This window comes from Actinocorallia herbida (assembly GCF_003751225.1).
GTDB classification, from domain to species: Bacteria; Actinomycetota; Actinomycetes; order Streptosporangiales; family Streptosporangiaceae; genus Actinocorallia; species Actinocorallia herbida.
The window spans coordinates 2059151-2075733 of sequence record NZ_RJKE01000001.1 but is presented as its reverse complement, the minus strand read 5'-3'; the positions used below and the strand labels follow the sequence as shown (position 1 = coordinate 2075733).

At 72.3% G+C, this 16583-nt stretch carries 13 protein-coding genes, 1 tRNA gene and 1 CRISPR repeat array (1 of these 15 cut by a window edge); of the genes, 9 read left to right on the top strand and 5 right to left on the bottom strand.

Features of this window, described 5'->3' with window-relative positions:
* The first annotated feature begins 12 nt into the window (after positions 1–12).
* Positions 13–498 carry a hypothetical protein gene (locus tag EDD29_RS09765; protein WP_123664088.1) on the top strand — a complete coding sequence of 162 codons (486 nt, stop codon included), beginning with the start codon at positions 13–15 and terminating at the stop codon, positions 496–498.
* On the opposite strand, the gene EDD29_RS09760 is transcribed toward EDD29_RS09765, so the two are convergent.
* Positions 462–995 (bottom strand): NUDIX hydrolase, encoded by a 534-nt coding sequence (locus EDD29_RS09760; RefSeq protein WP_123664087.1) that lies wholly within the window; start codon positions 993–995, stop codon positions 462–464. The two genes, EDD29_RS09765 and EDD29_RS09760, sit on opposite strands and share 37 nt — an antisense overlap.
* A 365-nt stretch (positions 996–1360) precedes the next feature.
* Between EDD29_RS09760 and EDD29_RS09755 the strand changes: the two genes are divergently transcribed.
* Positions 1361–2941: a GMC oxidoreductase gene (locus tag EDD29_RS09755; RefSeq protein WP_123664086.1), complete on the top strand. Its 1581-nt coding sequence runs from the start codon at positions 1361–1363 to the stop codon at positions 2939–2941.
* 76 nt (positions 2942–3017) lie between these two features.
* On the opposite strand, the gene EDD29_RS09750 is transcribed toward EDD29_RS09755, so the two are convergent.
* Together EDD29_RS09750 and EDD29_RS09745 are read right to left on the bottom strand one after the other, a co-directional pair.
* Complete coding sequence (locus tag EDD29_RS09750; RefSeq protein ID WP_211359619.1) at positions 3018–4388, bottom strand: MFS transporter; 1371 nt, start codon at positions 4386–4388, stop codon at positions 3018–3020.
* Between the two features lie 494 nt (positions 4389–4882).
* Positions 4883–5230 carry a nuclear transport factor 2 family protein gene (locus EDD29_RS09745; protein WP_123664085.1) on the bottom strand — a complete coding sequence of 116 codons (348 nt, stop codon included), beginning with the start codon at positions 5228–5230 and terminating at the stop codon, positions 4883–4885.
* Between the two features lie 158 nt (positions 5231–5388).
* On the opposite strand from EDD29_RS09745, the gene EDD29_RS09740 reads away from it, so the two are divergent.
* Complete coding sequence (locus EDD29_RS09740) at positions 5389–8007, top strand: AAA family ATPase (RefSeq protein ID WP_123664084.1); 2619 nt, start codon at positions 5389–5391, stop codon at positions 8005–8007.
* 9 nt (positions 8008–8016) lie between these two features.
* Here the strand turns inward: EDD29_RS09740 and EDD29_RS09735 are convergent, their stop codons facing one another.
* Positions 8017–8244 carry a hypothetical protein gene (locus EDD29_RS09735; RefSeq protein ID WP_123664083.1) on the bottom strand — a complete coding sequence of 76 codons (228 nt, stop codon included), beginning with the start codon at positions 8242–8244 and terminating at the stop codon, positions 8017–8019.
* A gap of 189 nt (positions 8245–8433) precedes the next feature.
* Here EDD29_RS09735 and EDD29_RS09730 point away from each other — a divergent pair, with 189 nt between their 5' ends.
* The 4 genes from EDD29_RS09730 to EDD29_RS09715 all read left to right on the top strand — a co-directional run bounded on the left by EDD29_RS09730 (position 8434) and on the right by EDD29_RS09715 (position 12518).
* Positions 8434–9837, top strand: a complete 1404-nt coding sequence (locus tag EDD29_RS09730; protein ID WP_123664082.1) for a M1 family metallopeptidase — start codon at positions 8434–8436, stop codon at positions 9835–9837.
* Between the two features lie 49 nt (positions 9838–9886).
* A complete protein-coding gene (locus EDD29_RS09725) occupies positions 9887–10720 on the top strand; it encodes a hypothetical protein (RefSeq protein ID WP_123664081.1) in 834 nt (277 codons plus the stop codon).
* Positions 10721–10853: 133 nt separating this feature from the next.
* A complete protein-coding gene (locus EDD29_RS09720; RefSeq protein ID WP_123664080.1) occupies positions 10854–11708 on the top strand; it encodes an SAM-dependent methyltransferase in 855 nt (284 codons plus the stop codon).
* 207 nt (positions 11709–11915) lie between these two features.
* Complete coding sequence (locus EDD29_RS09715) at positions 11916–12518, top strand: hypothetical protein (RefSeq protein WP_123664079.1); 603 nt, start codon at positions 11916–11918, stop codon at positions 12516–12518.
* 201 nt (positions 12519–12719) lie between these two features.
* On the opposite strand, the gene EDD29_RS09710 is transcribed toward EDD29_RS09715, so the two are convergent.
* Entirely contained in the window at positions 12720–14117 is a 1398-nt protein-coding gene (locus tag EDD29_RS09710) for an alpha,alpha-trehalose-phosphate synthase (UDP-forming) (protein WP_123664078.1), read from the bottom strand.
* A gap of 92 nt (positions 14118–14209) precedes the next feature.
* On the opposite strand from EDD29_RS09710, the gene EDD29_RS09705 reads away from it, so the two are divergent.
* Both EDD29_RS09705 and EDD29_RS09700 read left to right on the top strand, forming a co-directional pair.
* Positions 14210–15142, top strand: coding sequence for a Ppx/GppA phosphatase family protein (locus EDD29_RS09705; RefSeq protein WP_123664077.1), 933 nt, complete (start codon positions 14210–14212; stop codon positions 15140–15142).
* Positions 15143–15245: 103 nt separating this feature from the next.
* Positions 15246–15319: transfer RNA gene (locus EDD29_RS09700), tRNA-Pro, on the top strand.
* Positions 15320–15843: 524 nt separating this feature from the next.
* Positions 15844–16583: a CRISPR direct-repeat array (repeat unit 29 nt; unit sequence GTTCGCTCCGCGCAGGCGGAGGTGGTCCG) (it continues 620 nt past the right edge of the window).

The window sequence follows — 16583 nt, the reverse complement described above, 5'->3', positions numbered from 1 at the left end:
GACCCCTCCCCGATGATCCAGCGCCTCGCCTTCACCATCCCGCCCATGGCCGGGCAGTTCGAGCACGCCGTCCCGATGCTGCTCCTCGCCCCGGACCGCCTGAGCGACCTCTTCGACGTCCTCTTGCCGCGGACCCTTCACCATGCCGGGCACACGATCGCCGCCCAGCCCCCCTCCTCCGCGCCCTGGACCGTCGCGGTCGACGACGCGTGGCTCGGCGCCGCCGACGCCTACGGCGGCCCCGACGGGCCCCGGGCCAAGGTCGTCGTCGTCCTCGACCCCGTCGAGGACGTCACCGGGCACGACGCGCAGACCCGCGAGATCGCCGCCCATCTGCCCGCCGCCGTGCCCCCGTGGGCGCTCGCCGTCCTCGCCCAGCGGCTGCGCGCGGCGGTCCGTGACGTCCCGGTGACGTCGGTCCCCGCGCTCTGCCGCTCCCCGCTCACCCCCACGGGCCTCCCCTACTGGGCCGAGGACCTCATCGAACCGCTCCCCTGACCCGGCCCCGGATCCTTGACGCCCCGTGCGCGAAGAGCCAGCACGGCATCAAGGACCTGGGTCCCCTCCGGCGCGGGTCCTGCGGTGTCCCACCAATGGATCGCACCGATCTCCGCACTCGGGGTGAACCCGTCAGGCCGCCCCCTGACCCGCGCGCTGAAGAGGGCCGCGTACTCGGTGCGCGCAGGGCGGGTGAGCCGGAAGCGCGCATATCCGGTGAGGTCGAGGGCGGCGAGTCGAAGCCCGGCCTCCTCCTCCAGTTCGCGCAGGGCCGCCCGGTGAGGGGTCTCGCCGGGCTCGATGCCGCCTCCGGGCAGTTCCCACCGCGCCCTGTACCGGTCGAAGACGAGCAGCAGATGCCGGCCGCTCCACACGGCGACCAAGGCCGCGGGCAGGGGTGCGTCCGCGGGCGGATCCGCCCCGCTCGCCGGTAGGAACGCCGTCAGCGCGTCGCCCGTATCGGGGTCGAGGACAGGGAAGCCGTCTGGAGCCGCCATACGGCCACTGTCCGGCGTGCCCGTGGTCCCGGCAAGCCCGCACCCGCCCCCCTACTCGCCGGTTCTCATCCGAGTGATAACGAATTCCGGCCTCGTGTGGCGGTCCGCGCCTACCGTCGAAGATCAAGGCACGGGAGAGTACTGTCTGCTGTCGATATCGCATTATCGATATTCGAGAATCACATTATCGTCGGTGTCGCGCCCCCTCGGCGCCGCCTCCGAATGCTCGTCTTCACGGTCCGACCCGCCGCCCCGCCCGGCCTTCCCCACCCTCGGAAGCCGGGACGCGGCGCGGCGTCCGGCCGCGCCCGAGCCCCACCCCACGACCTCCCGGCGCGGTCCCCACCCCGATCGCTAGGAGCACCATGTCCGTTCTCAGTCGTCGTTCCGTCCTCGCCGGCGCCGCCGCGACCGCAGGGCTCGCCACCGTAGGCGCGCCCGCCGCCCGCGCCGCAGGCAAGCGCGTCCCTTTGACGCGCGAGGAGCACCGCGTCGTCATCGTCGGCTCAGGGTTCGGCGGCGGCGTGACGGCCCTCCGGTTCGCCCAGGCGGGCGTGCCCTCCCTCGTGCTGGAGCGCGGCATCCGCTGGCCGACCGGGCCGAACGCCGAGACGTTCCCGCACGCCACGTCGCCGGACAAGCGGCTGTTCTGGCTGGGCTCGCCCGTCGAGCTCTTCGGCCTGAAGCTGAAGGGCTTCGAGACCCCCTACACCGGCCTGCTGGAACGCGTCTTCGGCAACGGGATGGACATCATCTGCGCCTCGGGCGTCGGCGGCGGCTCCCTGGTCTACCAGGGCATGACGCTCCAGCCGACCCGCGATCTGTTCGAGGCGGTGATGCCCGCGGGCATCGACTACACGCAGATGGACGAGGTCTACTACCGGCGCGTGGCGCAGATGCTCCAGATCGAGACCGCCCCCGAGGAACTGATCGCCGGCAAGACCTACAAGCCCGCCCGCGTCTTCGCCCGCAACGCCGCCCGCCAGGGGTACGACGTCTCCAAGATCCCCATGCCGATCGACTGGACGTACGCGCTGCGCGAGCTGAACGGTGAGATGAAGCCGTCCTACACCAACGGCGACTGCGCGATGGGCGTCAACAACGGCGGCAAGCACTCCGTCGACGTCACCTACATCGCCGCGGCCGAGGCCACCGGTCTGGTGACCGTGGCGACGCAGCACAACGTCACCGACGTCGCCAAGCTCCCCGACGGCCGCTGGGAGGTGCACGTCGAGCGGATCTCCACGGACGGCACCGTCCTGGAGAACAAGATCCTCACCGCCAAGGCGCTCGTCATGGCCGCGGGCCAGGCGGGCACCACGCGGCTGCTCATGCGGGCCGCCGCCAAGGGCGCCATTCCCGACCTGCCCGACGGCCTCGGCGAAGGATGGGGCTCCAACGGCGACCGCATCTACCTGTGGACCAACTTCCTCGACGACTTCGGCGCCCCGCAGGGCGGACCCGTCATCTACGGCAGCAAGGAGTGGGCCGACCCGGCCACGGCCAACACCATCATCCAGGCCTCCCTGCCCCCGACCCCCAACCTCCGCTCGACCATGATGGTCGGCTTCGGGATCAGCGAGGGCAGGGGCACCTTCACCTACGACGCCGCCAAGGATGACGCGGTCCTGAACTGGCCGAAGGACGCCGACGACACGCTCTACCAGCAGATCCACAAGCGCGCCACGAAGATCGCGGGCCCCCTGTCGGCGCTCACCGACACGACGGCCCTCTACCCGTCGACCTGGCACCCCCTCGGCGGCGCCGCGATGGGCTCCGTCTGCGACCTCGACGGACGCGTCAAGGGCCACTCCGGCCTGTACGTCCTCGACGGCGCCCTCGTCCCCGGCAGCACCGCGGCGTGCAACCCCTCGATGACCATCGCCGCCCTCGCCGAACGCGCCACCGACCGCCTCCTCGCCGAAGACAAGGACACCGTCTTCTAGCGCGACGGCCACGGCCCGCGTTCTACGTCAGGAAGCCGCCCGGCACGGGGCCGGGCGGCTTCGGCGCGGACGAGGGTCAGCGGCGGGGCAGGAGCTGGATGACGCCGGCCAGGGCGAGTTCGACGACGACCAGCGCGGCGACCCCGTCCCGGAACCCGGCGGTGACGTCGGCGGCCCCGAAGAACAGGATCGAGATGACCGCGACGCCGAGCGCGTTGCCCACCTGGTTGACGGTCGCCAGGACGCCGCCCGCCGCTCCGGCGTGCGCGGGCGCGATCCGGGCGAGGACGGTGCCGGTGAGCGGCGCCAGGGCCATCCCCATGCCGATCCCGTCGACGACCATGCCGGGGAGCAGCCAGACGAGGCCGTGCCCGGCGGCGGCCCACATCCCGGCCAGGCCGACCGCCATGAGCACCGCGCCGAGCGCGATGACCTGGCGGCCGAGCCGCTCCGCGAGGACGTGCGCCTTCATCGCGACGAGTACGTAGCCCCCGCCGACCGCGGTGAACAGCGTCCCGGCCTCCAGCGCCGACAGGCCGTGGCCCAGCTGGAGTTCCATCGCGAGGATCAGGAAGAACGACGACTGGCCCAGCCAGAGGACCAGCGTCGCGGCCAGGCCCGCCGAGAACGCGCGCTCGCCGAACAGCCCGAGCGGCACGACCGGGTCGGCGGCCCGGCGCTCCTGCCGGACGAACACCGCGAGCACGGCGCACGCCGCCGCGAGGCACGCCCACGTCCACCAGGGCCAACCGTGCGCGCGCCCCTCGATGAGCGGCAGGACGAGCAGGGCGAGCCCGAGCGCGGCGAGCCCGGCGCCCACCGGGTCGAACCCCCGGGCGGGCCCGCGCGACTCCGGCACCCGGGCGAGCAGCAGCAGCGCGCCCGCGCCGACGGGCAGGTTGATGAGGAAGCAGGCGCGCCAGCCCAGCCCGAAGAGATCGGCCTCGATGAGCAGCCCGCCGATGAGCTGGCCGAACACCGCGCCGAGGCCCATCGCCAGCCCGTACCCGCCGAACGCCTTGGCCTGCGCGGTACCGCTGTAGGCGGTGCGCAGGACCGCGAGGACCTGCGGCGTCAGCAGCGCCGCGGCGAGCCCCTGCGCGATCCGGCCCGCGATGAGGACGCCGGGAGACGATGCGAGCCCGCAGAGCACGGACGCCGCGGTGAACAGCGCGAGCCCGATGCCGAGGACCCGGCGCCGCCCGAACAGGTCGCCCAGCCGTCCTCCGGTGATGAGCCCGGACGCCAGGGCGAGCCCGAACCCCGCGACGACCCATTCGAGCGCCGCGGTCCCGGCCCCCAGATCGTCGCGAAGGGCGGGCAGCGCGACGTTGACGATGAAGACGTCGAGAGTCGTCATGAACGTCGCGGTCAGCAGCACCGGCATGGTGCCCCGCCGAGCGCCTTCCGCGCCCACCGGCGCGCCCGGCGCCGAAACCGTGGTCATAGGGGGTCTCTCTTCCATTCTCGAGAACGCGGCCCGGCACGGCGCCGGGCCGCACAAGGTGCCCAGAGGGATCTCTTGCGCCCCCCAGAACGCGACGGCCACGCCCAAGGGGGCCGGACAACGTCGCCCGAAGGGCGGGCAGAGCGCCTACATGGCCCCCTCCGCCCTGCTCGCGGCACGCCGCAAGCGCCTCCCGGGCCGGACACGATGGACATATGGGCCCTGTCGGTCGGAACGGGAGGCACTCACTTCGAGCGCCACCGCCGGAACGGACGGCCCACGTCCCGGAAGGAACGCAGCGATCGCAGGTTCCACGGCGGACAGCGTGGCCCTGGAAGTCGCTTTCCTTCTGTAAGGGGCACGTCCGGCGGAGTGCCGGAGCGGGGGACGCTCGTTCTCGCCGGGCCGGGTGTGGAGCGGCCTCCGGGACGGGCGGGGAGCCCAGGGGCTCTGCCGGCCGAAGCGGGCGCGTCCGGGGGCTGCCGGGTCGGCGGTCAGGTGGGGACGTGGTCGAGGAAGCCGCTGACCCGGGTGATCTCGGTGTCGGTGAACTCGGCGACGTCGAAGCCGATGGCGACGGGGGCGCCGTCCTTCGGGCCCAGGTGCCAGGTGAAGCGGGCCAGGTGGTGGTGGGCGTCGACCTCGCCGGCGAGGGTGAAGACGAGGCCGGGGAACTGGGCCTGGACGGCGGCGATGAGGCCGTCCAGGGCGTCGCGGCCACGGACGTCGGCGAGCGGGTCGGTGTAGGGGGCGTCGTCGGCCCACACGTCGGCGAGGAGGGCGCGGCGCGCGGCCGGGTCGGTCTCGTTCCAGGCGGCGAGGTACTTGCCGATGAGTTCCATGAGGTGCTTCCCTTCCGGGGGCTTCCGGCGGCCCCGATGGAAGGAACGCTACGGACCTGCGCTTTCGCGGGAATCCGTCGTGCTTAGGTAATTCCGCGGTCGATAACCGGTCCGGCCGCCGGTCGGCGACCGGGACCCGACCGGGTAGTGTTCCGGCCATGCTGCACGGCCGATCGCGCGAGCAGGCCGACCTCGCGGCGCTGCTCGACGGCGCCCGGTCGGGGCGCAGCGCGGCGCTGGTGCTGCGCGGGGAGCCGGGCATCGGCAAGACCGCGCTGCTCGCCTGGGCCGCCGAGACCGCGGCCGCCGCGCGCGTGCTGCGCGCCGAGGGCGTCGAGGTGGAGGCCGATCTGCCGTTCGCCGCGCTCAGCCAGCTGCTGCGCCCGGCGCTGCCGCGGCTCGGCGCGCTGCCCGCGCCGCAGCGGGCCGCGCTGGACCGGGCGTTCGGCCTCGCGGTGGGCGAGCCGGGCGACCGCCTGCTGATCGGCCTCGCGGTGCTGTCGCTGCTGGCCGACCTCGCCGAGGACGGCCCCGTGCTCTGCCTTGTGGACGACGCCCAGTGGCTGGACACCGTCTCGGCCGAAGCCCTCGTCTTCGCGGCCCGAAGGCTGGACGCCGAGGGCGTCGTCCTGCTCTTCGCCGCCCGGGACGGCGGGTTCGCCGCGCCGGGCCTGCCCGAGCTGCGCCTCGCGCCGCTCGAACCGCAGGACGCCGCGCGGCTCCTGCCCGGCTCACTCGATCCGGCGACCCGCCTCCGGGTGCTGGCCGAGGCCGCGGGCAACCCGCTCGCCTTGCGCGAGCTGCCTTTGGCGGCGGCCGGCGCCGCGCACGTGAACGGCGGCCCCGTGCCGCTCACCCGGCGGCTGCTCGACGCCTTCCACGGCCAGGTCGGCGGCCTGCCCGCGGCGTCCCGCGCCCTCCTGCTGGCCGCCGCCGCGGAGGACACCGGCGACCTCGACGTGGTGCTGCGCGCGGGCGCCCTGCTCGGCGCGGACGCGGCGGACCTGCGCCCGGCCGAGCGGCTCGGGCTGGTCGCGGTCGGGACCCGGACGCTGCGGTTCCGGCACCCGCTCGTGCGCACCGCGGTCTACCGGGAGGCGCCGCTTGCCGAGCGCATGGCTGCGCACCAGGCGATAGCGGACGTCTCGGACTCCCCCGAGCAGGCCGACCGGCGCGCCTGGCATCTGGCGGCGGCGACCACCGGCACCCGCGAGGAGATCGCGGCGGCGCTGGAGGAGACCGCGGCGCGGGCCCGCGAGCGCGGCGGGTACGCGGCGGCGGTCGCCGCCTACACGCGCGCGGCGGAGCTGAGCGAGGACGACCCGGCGCGCGCCGGACGGCTGCTCGCCGCCGCGGAGCTGGGCGTGCGGGCCGGCGACATGGCGGGCGCGGTGGAACTCGCGGAACGCGCGGGCGGCCTGCACGCCGAGCCCCCGTTCCTGGCCCGGGTGGCGGGCGTCGAAGCGCTCGCCTGGTTCTGGCAGGGCGGCCACCCGACCGCGCACGACCTGCTGCTCGCGGGCGCCGACCTCGACCCCGAACGCGCGCCGGAACCGCTCATCCAGGCCTTCCACACCGCCTGGTACCTCGGTGGCCGAGCGCTCGCGGAGCTGCTCGGCAGGCTCGCGGACGTGGACCACCCGCTGGCCCGGCTGCTGGTCGCGATGTGCGACGACACCGCGCCACCGCCTCCGCTGGGCGCGGCGATCCCGGTGCTCGGCCCGGAACCCCGCATGCTCGCCCAGGTCTGCGGCGCGGGCTTCATCGGCGGCCAGGACGCCGCGACCCACGAGCTCGCCGCCCGGCTGACCGCGCAGGCCCGCGCCGACGGCGCGTTCGGGCTGCTGCCGACGCTGCTGTTCTACCTGGCCGAGGCCGAGCTGTTCCACGGCGGACACCGCGCCGCCCGCGCCGACCTCGACGACTGCCGCAGGATCGCCGCCGACACCGGGCAGCGGCACTGGACGAGCCAGGCCGCCGCGGTCTCCGCGGTGCTCGCCGCACTCGAAGGGGACGCCGAAGGCTGCCGGGCGCTGACCGCGGCCGCGCTGGCCGAAGCCTCCCCCGGTGTCCCGGCCTCCGGACTCTCCTGGACGTACTGGGCCGCCGGGCTGCTCGATCTCGGCCTGGGCCGGACCGAGCAGGCGCTGGACGGCCTGCTCCGCCTCCAGGAGGAGTCCTTCGCGCACCAGGTGTGCGCGCGGCGCAGCATCCCCGACCTGGTCGAGGCCGCGGTCCGGGCGGGATCGCCCGACCGCGCCCGCCCCGCCGCGGCACGGTTCGCCGCGTGGGCGGACCGGATCGGGCAACCCTGGGCCCGCGCGCTCGCGCTCCGCTGCCGCGCCCTCCTGGACGCCGACGAGGCGGCCTACACCGCGGCGCTCGGGCTCGACGGCCGGCCCATGGAGCAGGCGAGGACCCGGCTCCTGTACGGCGAATGGCTCCGCCGGGCCCGCCGCAGGGCCGAGGCGCGCCCGCACCTGGCCGCCGCCCTCGAGACCTTCGACGGCCTGGGCGCGACGCCCTGGGCGGACCGCGCCCGTGCCGAGCTCGCGGCGGCGGGCGCCCTCCCCGCCTCCGACGCCCCGCGTCCGGCCGGCCCCGCGCTCACCCCGCAGGAGCTCCAGATCGTCCGGCTCGCCGCCTCCGGCCTGTCGAACAAGGACATCGCGGCCCGGTTGTTCCTCAGCCCCAGGACGGTCGGCTACCACCTGTACAAGGCCTATCCCAAGCTCGGCGTCACCGACCGCAGGGACCTCGCCGCGCTCCCGCTGTGACCGCGTCCTTCAATCCCACCAGCGCTGGAGGCGGAACGCGCCGCGGTGCTGGACCACCTCGGCGACCGCGACCGCGGTGCCGTCCTCCCCGCTCACCTGGAGGCGGTACAGCCGGGCCTGCCCTGGCGCCTGCCACTGGTGCAGCACCCGGACGCCGAAGCGCCGCCCCGCCCTGGTGATGCGCACCGGACTGCCCGCGCCCGTGACCTCGGCGGTGATCGGTTCGTTCCTCAACATGCGCACACCCTAACACCAGAACTCGCTCACCTGTTCGACTCCCGGGCGTGTTCCCGCAGATCAGCGCGCCACCGGTCCCGGCGGCCGCGCGGTGCCGGGAAGAAAAGCGGGAACGGGACTTGCGGGCGTAACACCCGTGGAGAAGGCTCGGTGCACGATGATCAGGCGGCGAACGGGAGAACATCGGTGATGTGGCGGAGCGGAACCGTCGCGGTGGCGGCGGTGGCGATGGTGCTGGCGGGGACATCGGCGGTGCAGGCGGGCGGCGGCGGGAGGTTCACGCCCGGGGCGGCCGGAGCCGGCGACCCGTACTTCCCCGACAGCGGCAACGGAGGCTATGACGTCAAGGACTACGACCTGTCCTTCGCCTACGACCCGGCCACCGGGGCGATCACGGCGACCGCGCGGATCAGGGCCGAGGCGACGCAGGATCTCTCCTCGTTCGACCTCGACTTCCTCGGCCCGCTGGTGGTGGACGGCGTCGAGGTCGACGGGCCCGCGCGATGGCGACGGGAAGGGGCGCAGGAACTGATCGTCACCCCGCGCAAGGGCATCGTGAAGGGCAGGACGTTCACCACGACCGTCGCTTACCACGGCGTCCCGCAGCGGATCGACGACCCTGCCCTCGGCACGTCCGGGTGGATCGCCACGAGCGACGGCGTCATGGCGCTCAACCAGCCGTTCGGCGCCGCGACGTACTACCCGGTCAACGACACCCCCAAGGACAAGGCGACGTACAGCGTCACCGTCACGGCGCCGTCCGACCTCACAGTCCTCGCCAACGGGGAGAAGACCCGGGAGAAGACCTCCCGGGGCAGGACGACGGTCACGTGGCGGATGCGGCAGCCGATGGCGAGCGAGCTCGCGATGCTGACGATCGGGAAGTACAACGTGACGCGCGGGAGGACGGAGGCGGGCGTGCCGTCCGTCACCGCGGTCGACACCGCGCTCGACACGGGCCAGGGCGCCGGGTTCTTCGCCACGACGAACACCGTCACCGACTGGATGCAGAGGACCTGGGGGCGCTACCCGTTCGGCTCCACGGGCGGGATCGTCGACAACGTCGGCGTCGGCTACGCGCTGGAGACCCAGGGCAGGTCCGTCTACGACATCGGCACGCCCGGCCGCCTCCCGTCCACCGGGACGATCGCGCACGAGCTCGCCCACCAGTGGTTCGGCGACAGCGTCACACCGGCCCTCTGGAAGGACATCTGGCTGAACGAAGGCTGGGCCACGTACAACGACTGGCTCTACGCCGAGGCCACCGGCGGCCGTACCGCCCAGGCCGCGTTCGACGCCGCGTACGCGCGCGCCGCCACGAACCCGTCCTGGCAGACCGTCATGGGCGACCCCGGGCGCGACGGTATCTACGACTGGTCCTCCTACACCCGCGGCGCGATGACCCTCCACGTCCTGCGCACCACGATCGGCGACGCGGCGTTCTACCGGCTCGGCCGCGCCTGGGTCTCCCGCCACGAGGGCGGCGTCGTGTCCACCGCCGACTTCCGGGCACTCGCCGAGAAGGTCTCCGGCAAGGACCTCGACGCCCTGTTCACCACCTGGGTGTACACCCCTGGGAAGCCCGCCCTGTAAGTCGCCTCGCGCGAGCAACGCGAAGAAGGGCGGGAGACGTCTGGAAGGTATGCGATTCCTGGCTCCCGCCCTTCTCCTCCTGGTCGCCGCCTGCGGCACGGAGACCGTTTCGCCCGCGCCCCCCGGCAGCCCGCCGCGTTACACGGGCACCGGCACCGTCCTGGAGAACGCCGAGCACGGACCACAGTTCTGCACGGTGGTGCTGGAGTCCCTCCCGCCGGGCTGCAGCGGCGCCGACGTCGTCGGCTGGGACTGGAACGCCGTGGCGCACGAGTCGCGGAACGCTGTGAAATGGGGCGAGTACACGGTCGTCGGCACCTGGGACGGGACGCGGCTCACCCTGACCGAGCCGCCGGGCGAGCCCCGCGAACGCGTGCCGGACGAGCCCGACCCGTTCGCCTCCCCCTGCCCCGTGCCCGACGGAGGCTGGAGGCCCGTCGATCCGGCGAAGGCCACCGAAAGGACACTGGCCGCCGCGATGGACGTCGCCCGGAGGTCGCCCCTGTTCGCCGGAACGTGGGTCGACCAGAGCCACCTCGGCGACGGGCCCGTCACCGAGACCGAGGGCAACGATCCGAAGCGGCTGGTCCTCAATCTGAGGTTCACCGGCGACCTCCAGGAGAACGAGCGCCGGGTGCGCGAGGTGTGGGGCGGCGCGCTGTGCGTCTCGCCCGCCGCGCACACCGAGAGCGAGCTGAACGCCGTGCAGAGCCGGGTGCACCGGGACTTCCCCGCGGCCCAGGGCAGCGGCGTGGACACGGTCGGGAACCGCGTCTCCGTGCAGTTCTACGTCGTCACCGACGACCTGCGGCGTGAACTCGACGCGAAGTACGGCCCCGGCGTCGTCCACGCGTCGGGCGTGCTCCTTCCCGTCACGGACTGAGAAACCGGGGTCCTCCACGGCCGGAAACCACCGGCGGATCCACCGGAGTCGTGATTTGCTTTCCGGTGGCGGAGATCTCCGTCATTTGACATGATCTTGCCCTTGACAGCACGTCCATCCACGGGGAGCCGCGATGTCAGAGTGGAACCAGGGTTCGGAGTGGGACCAGACCTCGGTCAAGCCGGACAGGGTGCCGCGGAGCATCGACATCACCCGGCCGCACCCGGCCCGGATGTACGACTACTACCTCGGCGGCAAGGACAACTTCGCCGCCGACCGCGCCGCCGCCGACGCCGCCCTCGCCGCGGCGCCCGACATGGCCGTGACGGCCCGGGCCAACCGCGCCTTCCTCGGCCGGGCCGTCCGGTACGTGACGGCCGAGGCGGGCATCCGGCAGATCCTCGACATCGGCACCGGCATCCCCACCGCGGGCAACACCCACCAGGTCGCGCACGAGGTGGACCCGTCGATCCGGGTCGTCTACGTCGACAACGACCCCATGGTCCTCGTGCACGCGAACGCGCTCATGGCCGACGGCAGCCGCGGCACCACCTCGGTCATCCAGGCCGACCTGCGCGACCCCGCCGAGATCCTCGCCCTCCCCCAGGTCCGCGACGCGATCGACTTCGACGAGCCCGTCGCCCTCCTCCTGGTCGCCATCCTCCACTTCATCAAGGACGCCGAGAACCCGGGCGAGATCGTCTCCACCCTCCGCGAGGCCCTCCCCAAGGGCAGCCACCTCGTCCTGTCCCACTGCACCCTGGACTTCAGCGACCCCGAGACCGGCGACGCCCTCCGCGAGATCTACAGCCGGGCCACCGCCCCCCTGGTCCCCCGCACCCACGCCGAGATCCTCGCCTACTTCGACGGCTTCGACCTCGTCTCCCCCGGCCTCGTCCACCTCCCCAGCTGGCGCCCCGCCGTCCCCCCCACCGCGAACCACCTCTCCCGGGTCCACTTCTACGCGGGCGTGGCCCAGCTCTCCTGACGCGGGCCGAATCTCCGCGAGAGCCTAATTAACCTTTGACAAGCCGATGCACGAGCACGCCGTTCTCGGCGTTCCCCTGGGTATCTCACCTGCGCCGGATGATCTTCGTTCACCCGGTCGAAACGTCCGATCCACCGGACCCAGGGGGAAGTCTTGGACTCTCGAAAGTCCCGAACACCGTCATCGCCACTCGGGCGTCACCGGCGTTTGGCGTACGGCATCGCACTCGCCGCGACCGGCGCGCTCGCGGCCATGTCGGGCGGCACGGCGCACGCGGCCACGGCACAGCCACCTCATGTCCTCGTCGCCCATCCCGGATCGCCCGCCTCGGCCCTTCTCGCCGAACCCGACCCGATCCGGGTCGACTCACCGATCCAGGACGCGGACGGGCCCCCGTGCAAGAAGTGCAAGCCGGGGCCGCCCGGACCGCCCGGACAGCAGGGGCCTCCCGGAGAGCAGGGGCCGCCCGGACCTGCGGGACGGACCATCGGAATCGACTCCGCATTCCATGGGGAGCTCCTGTTCGTCGGCGTCGTCACCGAAGACGGCTCGACGTTCATCCGGGACCAAAGAGACCTCATGGACCCGCCGACGTGGCACGACCTCTCGACGTTGGACGACTATCCCGTCGGCCAGGCGGTCGATGTCACGCTCGCAGATCACGGCGACAACGTGCACGTGAGCGTCCTCACCGCGGCCGGCAAGGTCTTCACGACCGCCTGCAAGGTGAATCCGGATCCGGAACCGCCCAACGACTGGCCCTCGAACTGCACCGAACCCTTCGACGACATCTCACCGCCGGATGACTGACGCCGACTGATCCACACGCGAGCCCGGCCATCACCGATGGCCGGGCTCTTCTCTTCTACGCGGGACTTGCTCTTCTCCGTGGCGGTCCCGCGGCCATCGGCACCCGCACGGCCTCCGGAGGCGAAACCGGTCCACGGTCGGCGCGCCGAGCGTGTCGGCCCGACTGACGAACCCGCGTCGATGCGAAGAGCACCGGTCAGGTCATTGGTCGTGGGAGGGGGTCGAGGAACGGAGGCGGGCCAGGAATTCGGAGGCCCAGCGGGCGACGTCGTTGTCGACGACGCGGCGGCGCATGGCGCGCATGCGCTTCTGGAGGTCGCGGGAGTCGGCGCGGACGGCTTCGAGGAGGATGCGCTTCAGTCCGTCGACGTCGTAGGGGTTGACGAGGTAGGCGCGGCGGAGCTCTTCGGCTGCGCCGGCGAACTCGCTCAGGACGAGGGCGCCGCGGAGGTCCTCATGGCAGGCGACGTACTCCTTGGCGACGAGGTTCATGCCGTCCCGCAGAGGGGTCACGACCATGACGTCGGCCGCGAGGTAGAGGGCCGCGAGCTCCTCCCTGGCGTAGCTGGTGTGCATGTAGTTGATCACCGGATTGCCGAGCTGGCCGAACTCGCCGTTGATCCGGCCGACCTGGAGCTCGATGTCGTCGCGCAGGATCTGGTACTGCTCGACCCGCTCCCGGCTCGGCGTCGCGACCTGCACGAACACCGCCTCGCCCGGCTTGAACGCCCCGTCGGCGAGCAGCTCGCCGAACGCCTCGAGGCGCTGGGTGATGCCCTTGGTGTAGTCGAGGCGGTCCACGCCCAGCAGGATGCACGCCGGATCGCCCAGTTCCTTGCGCACCTGGGCGGCCCTGGCCCGGACGTCCGGGCGGTGGATGAGGTCGGTCAGCTCGTCGACGTCCACCGAGATCGGGAACGCCTCGGCGAGGACGTCCCTGCCGTCCACGTGGACCATGGAGCCGTGCACGCGCACGTCGAGGAGACGGCGGGACAGGCGGACGAAGTTGGCCGCCGCCGCAGGCAACTGGAAGCCCACGAGGTCGGCTCCGAGCAGGCCCTCGACGATCTCCTTACGCCACGGAAGACGGAAGAACAGCTCCCCCGGCGGGAACGGGATGTGCAGGAAGAACCCGATCCTCACATCCGGCCGCAGCTCCCGAAGCATCTTCGGGACCAATTGGAGCTGGTAGTCCTGCACCCATACGAGGGCGCCTTTGTCCGCCACCTCCGCGGCTTTCTCCGCGAACCTCCTATTGACGCGCACGTACGCGTCCCAGGCCGTCCGGTGGAATTCCGGTGGGACTATCGCGTCGTGGTAGAGCGGCCAGAGAGTCGCGTTGGAGAAGCCCTCGTAATAGAGCTCGACATCATCGGCGCTCAAGGGGACGGGGACAAGGCGCAGCCCGTCCTCGGTGAACGACTCGGCCTCCTCGTCGGCGGCGCCCGTCCAGCCGATCCACGCGCCGTCCCGCTCGCGCATCAGGGGAGTGATCGCCGTCACCAGGCCGCCGGGGCTGCGGCGCCACCCGACCTCGCCCTCCGGTCCCACGACACGGTCCACGGGCAGGCGGTTTGCGACGACGACGAAATCACTCACAAGATCGAACCTACCCAGATCCAGGGAACGGTCCCACACCGATCACGTGACCGTCACCACGCGGCACCTGCGGCGTCGGCTAACTTCGACACATGAGAATGGGCGTCCTCGACATCGGATCGAACACCGTGCACCTGCTCGTCATGGACGCACACCAGGGCGGCAGGCCGCTGCCCGCTTACTCCCACAAGGTCGAGCTGCGCCTCGCCGAGCACCTTGACGGCGACCACCTGTCGGACGAAGGCGCCAAACGCCTGCACTCCTTCGTCAAGGAGTCCCTCCAGGTCGCCGAGGACAAGGGCGTTCAGGAGGTCCACGCGTTCGCCACCTCCGCGATCCGGGAGGCGGTCAACGGCGAGGAGGTCCTCCAGTCGATCAGGACCGACCTCCAGACGGAGATCGAGGTCTTGTCCGGCAAGGACGAGGCCCGGCTGACGTTCCTCGCGGTCCGCCGCTGGTTCGGCTGGTCCTCCAACCGCCTCCAGGTCTTCGACATCGGCGGCGGCTCCCTGGAGATCGCGACCGGCATCGACGAGGAGCCCGACGCGGCGGTCTCGCTGCCGCTCGGCGCGGGCCGCCTCACCCGGGCCTGGCTGACCGCCGACCCGCCGGACCCCGATCAGGTCCGCGCCCTGCGCAAGCAGGTCCGCGCGGAGATCGCCGCCCAGGTGGGCCCGATCACCCGCTACGGCGCCCCCGACCACGCCGTCGCCACCTCCAAGACCTTCAAGCAGCTCGCCCGCATCGCGGGCGCCGCCCCCAGCGCCGAAGGCCCCTTCGTGCGCCGCCTCCTCACCCGCGAGGCCGCCAAGGACTGGGCCGACCGCCTCGCCCGCATGCCCATCGACGACCGCCAGGCCCTCCCCGGCGTCTCCGACGCCCGCGCCCCCCAGCTCCTCGCCGGCGCCATAGTCGCCGACGCCGTCATGGACCTCTTCTCCATCCCCGCCCTCGAAATCTGCCCCTGGGCCCTCCGCGAAGGCGTCATCCTCCGCCGCCTCGACCTCCTCCCCCACACCCCCTGACCTCCCACCCGCCCCCTCACCAACCGATGTGCGCCCCCGCCCAACCTGCGCTACAGTTAACCCGTCGCCAACACCGGGATCACCCCGACAAGGCCGACAAATCCGGGACGTAGCGCAGCTTGGTAGCGCACTTGACTGGGGGTCAAGGGGTCGCAGGTTCAAATCCTGTCGTCCCGACGGATAACAGCAGGTCAGAGGCCTCATCTCCCTATTGGGAAGATGAGGCCTTGATCATTTGACCGCCGTTTGACCGTGGCCCTGAACCTGCCGATCACCACCGACCGGTAGCCACGCATCCCAGCCCCGACCAGCCGGTCCCCGGTCAGCGGACATGTTCCGACTGGAATGTTCAAACGAATCCCACCGCGAGACACGCCAGGCAGACCGGACACCGACCGGGAGCAAGGCGGCGACGGATTCACTCGAGGTTCCAAGAGGGCCACCGGGGCACCGCCCCGCCACATCTCTCCATCACCAGCCGGACCCTCTTCGTTCCAGACGCCAAGATCGAGACATAACTCCGACGCCTCGGCAAACACCCGACCCAGCAGACCACGACCGCCACCGGCAAACGCCCCGCCCACCTGCCCCGGCACCCGCCCGCCCCGGCCCGCCGCCCGCTACCGTGGAGCACGTGCCACGCCCCAAACAGCTAAGATCTCAAAATAATAACGCCCCCATATAAGCCCAGGTTGCGAAGGGTTCGCTCCGCGCAGGCGGAGGTGGTCCGACCGCCGAGCTGCACAAGGAACGCATCAGCGAGTTCGCTCCGCGCAGGCGGAGGTGGTCCGGAGTCCACCACGGCGCACACCCTGTGGGGCATGTTCGCTCCGCGCAGGCGGAGGTGGTCCGCTGCCGCCGAGTTCCTCTGCTTGGCTGAGCTGGTTCGCTCCGCGCAGGCGGAGGTGGTCCGGCGCCCGGACGCGGCGGCATGCTCGCCGGCGCGTTCGCTCCGCGCAGGCGGAGATGGTCCGGTTCAGGCCCCAGACCCGGAGGCAGGGGTGGTGTTCGCTCCGCGCAGGCGGAGGTGGTCCAGGCTCTTATGAGGGAGACGTCCCCCGACGGGAGGGTTCGCTCCGCGCAGGCGGAGGTGGTCCGGTATACGGCCGGTGGCTGCGGACCTCGGCCGAGTTCGCTCCGCGCAAGCGGAGGTGGTCCGTTCCAGATGGACGCCGCTTCCTCCTCAAACCCGTTCGCTCCGCGCAGGCGGAGGTGGTCTGCCCTCGTCCTCGAAGCCGCGCACCTTCTTCTTGTTCGCTCCGCGCAGGCGGAGGTGGTCCGACTTTGGGGCAAATGCGGCCGAAGGTCGTAGCGTTCGCTCCGCGCAGGCGGAGGTGGTCCGCTCATCCCCCTCGCCCTCGTCGCGTTCGCTCCGCGCAGGCGGAGGTGGTCCGCTGCACTTCGGAGCCGCCCGCCCACGTGGTGCGTTCGCTCCGCGCAG

Bases quoted from the DNA above. Each gene is read 5' to 3' on its own strand.
- EDD29_RS09740 (WP_123664084.1), top strand. From the start codon at position 5,389: ATGCTGCACGGCCGATCGCGCGAGCAGGCCGACCTCGCGGCGCTGCTC.
- EDD29_RS09730 (WP_123664082.1), top strand. From the start codon at position 8,434: ATGTGGCGGAGCGGAACCGTCGCGGTGGCGGCGGTGGCGATGGTGCTG.
- EDD29_RS09735 (WP_123664083.1), bottom strand. From the start codon at position 8,244: ATGTTGAGGAACGAACCGATCACCGCCGAGGTCACGGGCGCGGGCAGT.
- EDD29_RS09725 (WP_123664081.1), top strand. From the start codon at position 9,887: ATGCGATTCCTGGCTCCCGCCCTTCTCCTCCTGGTCGCCGCCTGCGGC.
- EDD29_RS09760 (WP_123664087.1), bottom strand. From the start codon at position 995: ATGGCGGCTCCAGACGGCTTCCCTGTCCTCGACCCCGATACGGGCGAC.
- EDD29_RS09765 (WP_123664088.1), top strand. From the start codon at position 13: ATGATCCAGCGCCTCGCCTTCACCATCCCGCCCATGGCCGGGCAGTTC.
- EDD29_RS09705 (WP_123664077.1), top strand. From the start codon at position 14,210: ATGAGAATGGGCGTCCTCGACATCGGATCGAACACCGTGCACCTGCTC.
- EDD29_RS09750 (WP_211359619.1), bottom strand. From the start codon at position 4,388: ATGACCACGGTTTCGGCGCCGGGCGCGCCGGTGGGCGCGGAAGGCGCT.
- EDD29_RS09745 (WP_123664085.1), bottom strand. From the start codon at position 5,230: ATGGAACTCATCGGCAAGTACCTCGCCGCCTGGAACGAGACCGACCCG.
- EDD29_RS09755 (WP_123664086.1), top strand. From the start codon at position 1,361: ATGTCCGTTCTCAGTCGTCGTTCCGTCCTCGCCGGCGCCGCCGCGACC.
- EDD29_RS09720 (WP_123664080.1), top strand. From the start codon at position 10,854: ATGTCAGAGTGGAACCAGGGTTCGGAGTGGGACCAGACCTCGGTCAAG.